The following is a 7,450-nucleotide window of genomic DNA, read 5'->3' as shown; positions in this document are numbered from 1 at the left end:
TGTTTTGCATACGGATGTGGGCCCCGTGCGCAGGAGCCCTGTGAACCATGTCAGGCGGGGAACCGAGCAGCATTAAGCGGTGGTCTCCTGGTGCTGCGGCAAGCCTGCATCCGTATGCAAAGCAGCGCAGCCGCGGGGCGCACCCGCGCGGGCCCTGTCCTTTTTCTTTCCCCGGACAGAAAGGTGGGTGTGCTGATGTACCGTGCGCTGTATCGCAAATGGCGTCCCCGCAAATTTGCGGATGTGGTGGGGCAGGAGGCGATTGTGACCGCCCTGCAGAACCAGATCGCCGCGGGGCGCATCGGCCATGCCTACCTGTTTACGGGAACGCGCGGAACCGGCAAAACCACCTGTGCCAAAATCTTTGCCAAGGCGGTCAATTGTCTGGATTCCCACGGTGCCGACCCCTGCGGCGAGTGCGCGGTCTGCCGGGGCATTGATGACGGCAGCATCCTCGATGTCTCCGAAATCGATGCCGCTTCCAACAACAGCGTGGATGATATCCGGGATCTGCGGGATGAGACTGCCTATCTTCCGGCAGTCTGCAAGTACAAGGTGTATATCATCGACGAGGTTCATATGCTGTCCACGTCGGCCTTCAACGCGCTGCTCAAGACGATGGAGGAACCGCCAGAGCATGTGATCTTTATCCTTGCCACCACCGAAGTGCAGAAGGTGCCGGCCACCATCCTCAGCCGCTGCCAGCGCTATGATTTCCAGCGCATCACGGCGGAAAAGATTGCCGGACGCCTGAGCTATGTGGCCCAGCAGGAAAACATTGATCTGGACCCCAATGCGGCGGCGTTGATCGGCCGGCTGGCGGATGGCGCCATGCGGGATGCGCTGTCTATTCTCGATACCTGTGCCGGCGTCAGCAACACCGTGGATGAAGCCCTGGTCCGCCGGATGGCCGGCGTCACCGACCGGCGGTATCTGTTTGAAATCAGCGATGCCATCGCGGCGGGCAATGCGGTCGGAGCTCTTCAGAAAATTGCGGAGCTTCGCCAGCAGAGCGTCGATATGCGGCGCCTTTGCATGGAACTGGCCGGACATTACCGCAACTTGATGCTCAGCTCCCTGCCCGACGGCACCCAGCTCCTGACCGGTACTTCGCCGGAGGAGGAGGCTGCCTACCGGGAACGGCAGGATTTCCCGCAGGCCGAGGCGGTGCGGGCTGTCAGCGCCTTCGGGGCAGCACTCGAAAAGATGGCGCGCGGCATGGACCAGCGTATCGAGCTGGAACTTGCGGTGTTCTCGCTGACCCGCCCGGAGCCTACCGCGGTGGCGGTTCAGCCCGTCCGCACGGTCCAGGCCCCCGCGGCAGTGTCGGCAGCGCCTTTCACCGCAGCGCCCGTCACGGTTCCGCCGGTGGCAACAACGCCGCCCCCGACCGTTCCGCCGGTCGTGCCGGCGTCCGTCCCGGCCGCAGAGCCTGGGAATCCCGCAGTGCAGCAGACACCGCCTGCGGCGCCGCAGCCCGCTCCCGCACCGCGTCCGGCGCCCCTGACCGAACCGCAGCTGTTTGCCCAATGGCCGGCGGTTCTCAGTCTGATTGCCGAGAACGACCCCATGCTGAACTCGTATCTGCGGGGAACGAACGCCTATTATGACGGCCGCCGTGTCCTGATCGAATGCAGCGACGAATTCCGGGATTTCATGCGCCGCAGCAAGGAGACATCCCGCAGCATCAAGCAGTATATCTACCAGGTCACCCACATCAAATGTGGTATCGGCCCTTACGAGAAACCGAAAAACGACGAAAACGGTTCGCCCGCCGTCAGCGTGGAGGAAACCCTGCGCCAGATGCAGAGCCTGGGCGTGGACGTCGTCGTTGAGGATAAATAAGATTTTTCGCGCCGCGGCAATGGCGGCAAGAATTGTACAAAGGAGAATTTACCCATGAAAGCAAGACTTCCCAAAGGCTACGGCCGCCCCGATCCGCAGGCCATGATGCGCCAGGTCCAGAAAATGCAGGACGAGATCCGTGCCAAGCAGGAGGAACTCGAAGCCCGCGAATATACCGGCACGGCCAGCGGTGAGATGGTCACCGTCACGATGACCGGCAAACATGAAGTGACTTCCATCAAGATCAAGCCTGAGGCCGTTGATCCGGACGATATCGAGATGCTGGAAGATCTGGTGGCGGCGGCCGTCAACAGTGCCGTTGCTGCCGTGGATAAGGATTCCGACGACGAAATGGCCAAGATGACCGGCGGCATGAACATTCCCGGCCTGGGCTGATCGGAGGCACTAAGGTATGCAGAACGCCGAACCGCTGGAGAATCTGGCCGACCAGTTTGCGCGGTTCCCCGGTGTTGGCCGCAAGGGCGCCGTCCGCATGGCCTATGAGGTCATGTCGATGAGCAATGAACAGGCCATGGCACTTGCCAAAGCCATCGAGGATGCCAAGACCAAACTTCACCGCTGCCGGCTGTGCCAGGATTATACCGTAAACGAGGTCTGCCCGATCTGTTCCTCTCCCAAACGGGACCGCTCGGTCATCTGCGTGGTGGAAGCGCCCCGCGATATCAAGGCCATTGAGCGTACCCATGAATACAACGGCCTGTATCATGTGCTGCACGGACTGATTTCTCCCATGGATGGCATCGGTGCCGATCAGCTCTGTGTCAAGGAACTTCTTGCGCGGCTCAATGCCTCGGTGCGGGAAGTCATCATGGCTACCAGCCCGACGGTGGAAGGGGAAGCCACGGCCATGTACCTGGCCAAACTCATCAAGCCGCTGGGCATCAAGACGACCCGCCTGGCGTATGGTCTGCCGGTAGGTTCCAGCCTTGAATATGCCGATGAAACCACACTGTACCGTGCCATGGAGGGCCGCGGGGAAATGTGACGCTTTCCGCTTGACATTTTGGAAATCCCGCGCTATACTGTGGTATCCTGATTGTATGCCCAAAGGAGGTGTGTCTTGTGGCAAAGGAAAATTCCGGAAAAAAGGTCATTGCCCTGAACCGTGAGGCGCGCCATGAGTACTTCGTTATCGAAGCACTGGAAACCGGGATCGAGCTTGTCGGTACCGAGGTCAAAAGCCTGCGGGGCGGCGGAGCCAATCTCAAGGATTCCTGGGCCGATATTGATGACGGGGAACTGATCCTCAAAGGAATGCACATCAGCCCGTACGACCATGGCAATATCTTCAATCGCGACCCGCGCCGCCCCCGGCGGCTACTGGCCCATAAAAGTGAGATCCGCCATCTCGCCCAGCAGATCAAACTGCAGGGCTACACCCTGATTCCGCTCCAGCTGTATTTCAAAATGGGACGCGTCAAGGTGGAACTGGGCCTTTGCAAGGGCAAAAAGCTGTATGACAAACGCGCCGATGCTGCTGCGCGTGATGCCAAACGGGATATCGACCGTGCGATGAAATCAGCACGATAACAGCAGCAGATCGGCTTTTCACAACTCTTACCTCCTCACGCCGCACACAGCGGCGTTTTCATGGGGCTGTCATGGTTTCGACGGGGAGAGAGAGGCGTGAGCAGCGGGCCGTGGCGGCACACCACGATAAAAGTGCCAACTAAAATGAACTGACAACGATTATTCTGTTGCCGTCGCTGCCTAATTAGGCGCGACCGTCCTGCCTGTTTTAGTACCGCACAGGGTCAGGGCGTCGATTAGGTACTGAACGTGCACGGGCCTAAGCTTTGCAGCCCGTCATGAATTTATGAAGCTACCAAAGTGACAAGCGTGTACACTCGCTCGCACGGCGGGAAATTCAATAAATGTACTGCGCCCGGAGATACTCTAACCGCTTTCTTTTCGGACACGGGTTCGACTCCCGTCAGCTCCACCACATCCACAGCCGCAGCCCTGATGCATCTGCCTCAGGGCTGCGGCCTTTTTACTGGGAGCAAAAGCGGCCGGGGCCGGTGCGGTTATTTCCGCAGACGGCAGGAATGTTCTTCCCGGGGAGCTTGCCATGTATGCCAACGGCAGGACCCTTGTACGGCGCGGAAAATCCATTGGCCGGAAACGGTGTACATCTTTTGAAGTCAAAGAAGGGAATATTATGAAATTTCAAACTATCGGTCTGCTTTACCTGATCGCGGTGAATCTCATCGGCTTGCTGCTGATGGGCATCGACAAACACCGTGCCCGCCGGCACAAGTGGCGCATTCCCGAAAGCACCCTGTTTCTGGCGGCACTGCTGGGCGGTAGTCTCGGGACCTGGAGCGGAATGTATCTGTTCCACCATAAGACAAAACACTGGTATTTCGTGCTCGGAATGCCGCTGATCCTTGCCGTTCAGCTGGTACTCGGGTATGTTTTTCTCTTCCGATAAAGAATTTTTGTACAGAATAGAGAAAGTTATCAAAAAAATCAAAGAGGTTTTGTGCTTTTGCATATTGCGGGATCTTTTTCTCTGTGGTATACTTTAAAGCATTAAACCGCAGAAGGGGAAGGACATTCCATCCGGAATGCCGACTGCGGGGGATGAATGGAGGAAAAGCAAGATGAAAAAATGGATTTCTCTTTTGACGGCAGGCTGTCTTGCCCTGTCGCTCGCTGCCTGCGGCAGCACGACGGATACCGCTTCTTCGCAGGACAGCACCGCTTCGGAGGCATCGTCCGCACAGTCGTCCGAGACTTCTGAAGCTGCTTCGACGGCATCGGACGGCAAGGTCTACAATGTCGGCATCTGCCAGCTGGTTCAGCATGAAGCGCTCGATGCGGCAACGAGCGGCTTCAAGGATGCCTTGACCGAAGCGCTGGGTGACTCGGTCAAATTTGACGAACAGAACGCCCAGGGCGACTCCAATACCTGCGCGACAATCATCAACGGTTTTGTGTCGGACGGTGTGGACCTGATCCTTGCCAATGCCACGGCCGCGCTGCAGGCGGCACAGGCCGGCACCGATACGATTCCCGTGCTGGGCACTTCGGTGACGGAATACGGTGTGGCCCTCGGCATCAGCGATTTTGACGGCCTGGTCGGCACCAACATTTCCGGCACCAGCGACTTGGCGCCGCTGGATCAGCAGGCGGCAATGCTGCAGGAGCTGTTCCCCGATGCCAAGACGGTCGGTCTGCTCTACTGCAGTGCCGAGCCCAACAGCCAGTACCAGGTCGACGCTGTCCAGGGTTACCTTGAGGATATGGGGTACACCTGCCAGATGTTCTCCTTCTCGGACTCCAACGATCTGTCTACCGTCTGCCAGAATGCTTCGGATGCCAGTGATGTGATCTATGTTCCCACCGACAACACGGTGGCGTCCAACACCGAGATCATCAACAACATCTGCCTGCCGGCCGGCACGCCCGTCATCGCCGGCGAGGAAGGAATCTGCTCCGGCTGCGGCGTGGCCACGCTGTCCATCAGCTACTATGATCTGGGCGTTGCCACCGGCAAGATGGCCGTCAAGATCCTGACCGGCGAGAGCAAGGTCGAGGAAATGCCCATTGAATATGCCCCGCAGTTCACCAAGAAGTACAATCCTTCCATCGCGGAGCAGCTGGGTGTAACGATTCCCGACGACTATGTAGCCATCGAAGAATAACACTCCCGGTCTCATCTTTCAGAACAAAATTCGCGGAAACGGTTTCCTTTTCCGCGATTTTTTGTTACAATATCTTTAATTCTGTTGTTTGGGAGTGACTTTACCTCGTGAATATCGCATCACTGATCAATGCGCTGCCCGGCGCTGCGGCACAGGGACTGATCTGGGCCGTAATGGCCATCGGTGTCTACATTACCTTCCGGATTCTGGACGTGGCCGACCTTACGGTGGACGGCACGCTGGGCCTTGGCGGCGCTGTCTGCATTATGTGCATGCTGGGCGGCATGAACGTCTGGACCTCCATGCTGATTGCCTTTGGCGCCGGAATTCTCGCGGGTCTTGTTACGGGACTGTTCCATACTTTTATGGGCATCCCGGCGATTCTGGCCGGCATCCTGACGCAGCTTTCCCTGTACTCTGTCAACCTGAAGATCATGGGAAAATCCAACCAGGCAATCAACGTGGACAAATTTGACCTGCTGGTTTCGCTGCGGTACATCAAGGACGTGCCCTTCTACCGCAACACGATCCTGATTGTGGCGGTGATTGTTGCCCTCGTGATCGCTGTTTTGTACTGGTTCTTCGGCACAGAACTCGGCTGTTCCATCCGTGCCACGGGCTGCAACGGCAACATGTCCCGTGCCCAGGGCATCAATACCAGCTTCACCACCGTGCTGGGCCTGATGCTCTCCAACGGTCTCGTGGCGTTTTCCGGTGCGCTGCTCAGCCAGTACCAGGGCTTTGCGGATGTTCAGATGGGCCGCGGCGCCATCGTCATCGGCCTGGCGGCGGTGGTCATCGGTGAAGCGCTCTTCAGCAAGATCTTCCGGAATTTCGCGCTCAAACTGCTCAGCGTGGCCATCGGCAGCATCATCTACTATCTGGTCATGCAGATTTGCATCTGGTGCAAGATTGATACCGACCTGCTCAAGATGCTTAGCGCCATTGTGGTGGCGATTTTCCTGGCGGTTCCGTACTGGAAAGCCAAGTACTTTACCCGTGTGGCGGTGAAGAAGGGGGAAAAGACCGATGCTTGAGATCAAAAATGTCTACAAGACCTTCAACGCCGGTACGGTGAATGAGAAAGTGGCCCTGAACGGTCTGAATCTGACCCTCAACGATGGGGACTTCGTGACGGTCATCGGCGGCAACGGCGCCGGAAAATCCACCATGCTCAACGCAGTGGCGGGCGCCTGGCCGGTGGACATGGGAAAAATCCTGATTGACGGTCACGACATAACCCGTCTGCCCGAACATAAGCGTGCCGCCTATATCGGCCGTGTGTTTCAGGACCCGATGATGGGAACTGCCGCCACCATGGAGATTGAGGAAAATCTGGCCCTGGCAAAACGGCGCGGCTGCCGCAGAACGCTGCGGACGGGCATCACCCGCAAGGAGCGGGAGGAATACCATGAGCTGCTCAAAATGCTGGATCTGGGCCTGGAAGACCGGATGACCAGCAAAGTGGGCCTGCTGTCCGGCGGACAGCGTCAGGCCGTGACGCTGCTCATGGCGACACTCAAACAGCCCAAGTTGCTGCTGCTGGATGAACACACGGCCGCGCTGGACCCCAAGACCGCAGCCAAGGTGCTGGAACTGTCTGACCGGATTGTGCATGAAAATCATCTGACCACCCTGATGATCACCCACAATATGCGCGATGCCATCCGTTACGGCAACCGCCTGATCATGATGCATGAAGGCCGGATCATCTACGATGTCCAGGGAGAGGAAAAATCCTCCCTTCAGGTCTCCGACCTGCTGCTCCGTTTCGAGCAGGCCGGCGGGGAAGCCAATGACCGGATGATCCTTTCCTGAACCGAATAGACGCGGAAAAGCGCCGGATCTGAGGATTCCGGTGCTTTTTTCGTGTGCAGCATCAAAATCCGTCAAAATTTTATGAAATGATTTTCAAATGCTGAAATTTATGCTAT

At 57.7% G+C, this 7,450-nt stretch carries 8 protein-coding genes and 2 other RNA genes; all 10 read left to right on the top strand.

Annotated features, from left to right (window positions below; genetic code table 11):
* Window positions 1-14: 14 nt before the first annotated feature.
* An RNA gene (gene ffs, locus U0L91_RS11535) (signal recognition particle sRNA small type) lies at window positions 15-113 on the top strand.
* An 82-nt stretch (window positions 114-195) separates the two neighbouring features.
* Window positions 196-1,845: a DNA polymerase III subunit gamma/tau gene (dnaX, locus tag U0L91_RS11530; protein WP_330047104.1), complete on the top strand. Its 1,650-nt coding sequence runs from the start codon at window positions 196-198 to the stop codon at window positions 1,843-1,845.
* Window positions 1,846-1,899: 54 nt separating this feature from the next.
* Window positions 1,900-2,241, top strand: coding sequence for a YbaB/EbfC family nucleoid-associated protein (locus U0L91_RS11525; RefSeq protein WP_330047102.1), 342 nt, complete (start codon window positions 1,900-1,902; stop codon window positions 2,239-2,241).
* Window positions 2,242-2,257: 16 nt separating this feature from the next.
* Window positions 2,258-2,851: a recombination mediator RecR gene (gene recR, locus U0L91_RS11520; RefSeq protein ID WP_330047100.1), complete on the top strand. Its 594-nt coding sequence runs from the start codon at window positions 2,258-2,260 to the stop codon at window positions 2,849-2,851.
* Between the two features lie 77 nt (window positions 2,852-2,928).
* Window positions 2,929-3,396: an SsrA-binding protein SmpB gene (smpB, locus tag U0L91_RS11515; protein WP_330047098.1), complete on the top strand. Its 468-nt coding sequence runs from the start codon at window positions 2,929-2,931 to the stop codon at window positions 3,394-3,396.
* Window positions 3,397-3,458: 62 nt separating this feature from the next.
* Window positions 3,459-3,811, top strand: a transfer-messenger RNA (tmRNA) gene (gene ssrA, locus U0L91_RS11510).
* 216 nt (window positions 3,812-4,027) lie between these two features.
* A complete protein-coding gene (locus U0L91_RS11505) occupies window positions 4,028-4,300 on the top strand; it encodes a DUF1294 domain-containing protein (protein ID WP_330047097.1) in 273 nt (90 codons plus the stop codon).
* Between the two features lie 172 nt (window positions 4,301-4,472).
* Window positions 4,473-5,516 carry an ABC transporter substrate-binding protein gene (locus U0L91_RS11500; RefSeq protein ID WP_330047095.1) on the top strand — a complete coding sequence of 348 codons (1,044 nt, stop codon included), beginning with the start codon at window positions 4,473-4,475 and terminating at the stop codon, window positions 5,514-5,516.
* A 113-nt stretch (window positions 5,517-5,629) separates the two neighbouring features.
* Window positions 5,630-6,553 (top strand): ABC transporter permease, encoded by a 924-nt coding sequence (locus U0L91_RS11495; protein ID WP_481804530.1) that lies wholly within the window; start codon window positions 5,630-5,632, stop codon window positions 6,551-6,553.
* Window positions 6,546-7,334, top strand: coding sequence for an ABC transporter ATP-binding protein (locus U0L91_RS11490; protein WP_330047091.1), 789 nt, complete (start codon window positions 6,546-6,548; stop codon window positions 7,332-7,334). Before U0L91_RS11495 ends, U0L91_RS11490 begins: the two co-directional genes overlap by 8 nt.
* Window positions 7,335-7,450: the final 116 nt, after the last annotated feature.

This window comes from Gemmiger sp., assembly GCF_036306485.1.
In the GTDB taxonomy this organism is placed as follows: domain Bacteria; phylum Bacillota; class Clostridia; order Oscillospirales; family Ruminococcaceae; genus Gemmiger.
This window is presented reverse-complemented; position numbering and strand designations above follow the sequence as displayed.

Coding starts and splice junctions, on each gene's coding strand:
- dnaX (WP_330047104.1), top strand. CDS start 196: ATGTACCGTGCGCTGTATCGCAAATGGCGTCCCCGCAAATTTGCGGAT.
- U0L91_RS11525 (WP_330047102.1), top strand. CDS start 1,900: ATGAAAGCAAGACTTCCCAAAGGCTACGGCCGCCCCGATCCGCAGGCC.
- recR (WP_330047100.1), top strand. CDS start 2,258: ATGCAGAACGCCGAACCGCTGGAGAATCTGGCCGACCAGTTTGCGCGG.
- U0L91_RS11505 (WP_330047097.1), top strand. CDS start 4,028: ATGAAATTTCAAACTATCGGTCTGCTTTACCTGATCGCGGTGAATCTC.
- U0L91_RS11500 (WP_330047095.1), top strand. CDS start 4,473: ATGAAAAAATGGATTTCTCTTTTGACGGCAGGCTGTCTTGCCCTGTCG.
- U0L91_RS11490 (WP_330047091.1), top strand. CDS start 6,546: ATGCTTGAGATCAAAAATGTCTACAAGACCTTCAACGCCGGTACGGTG.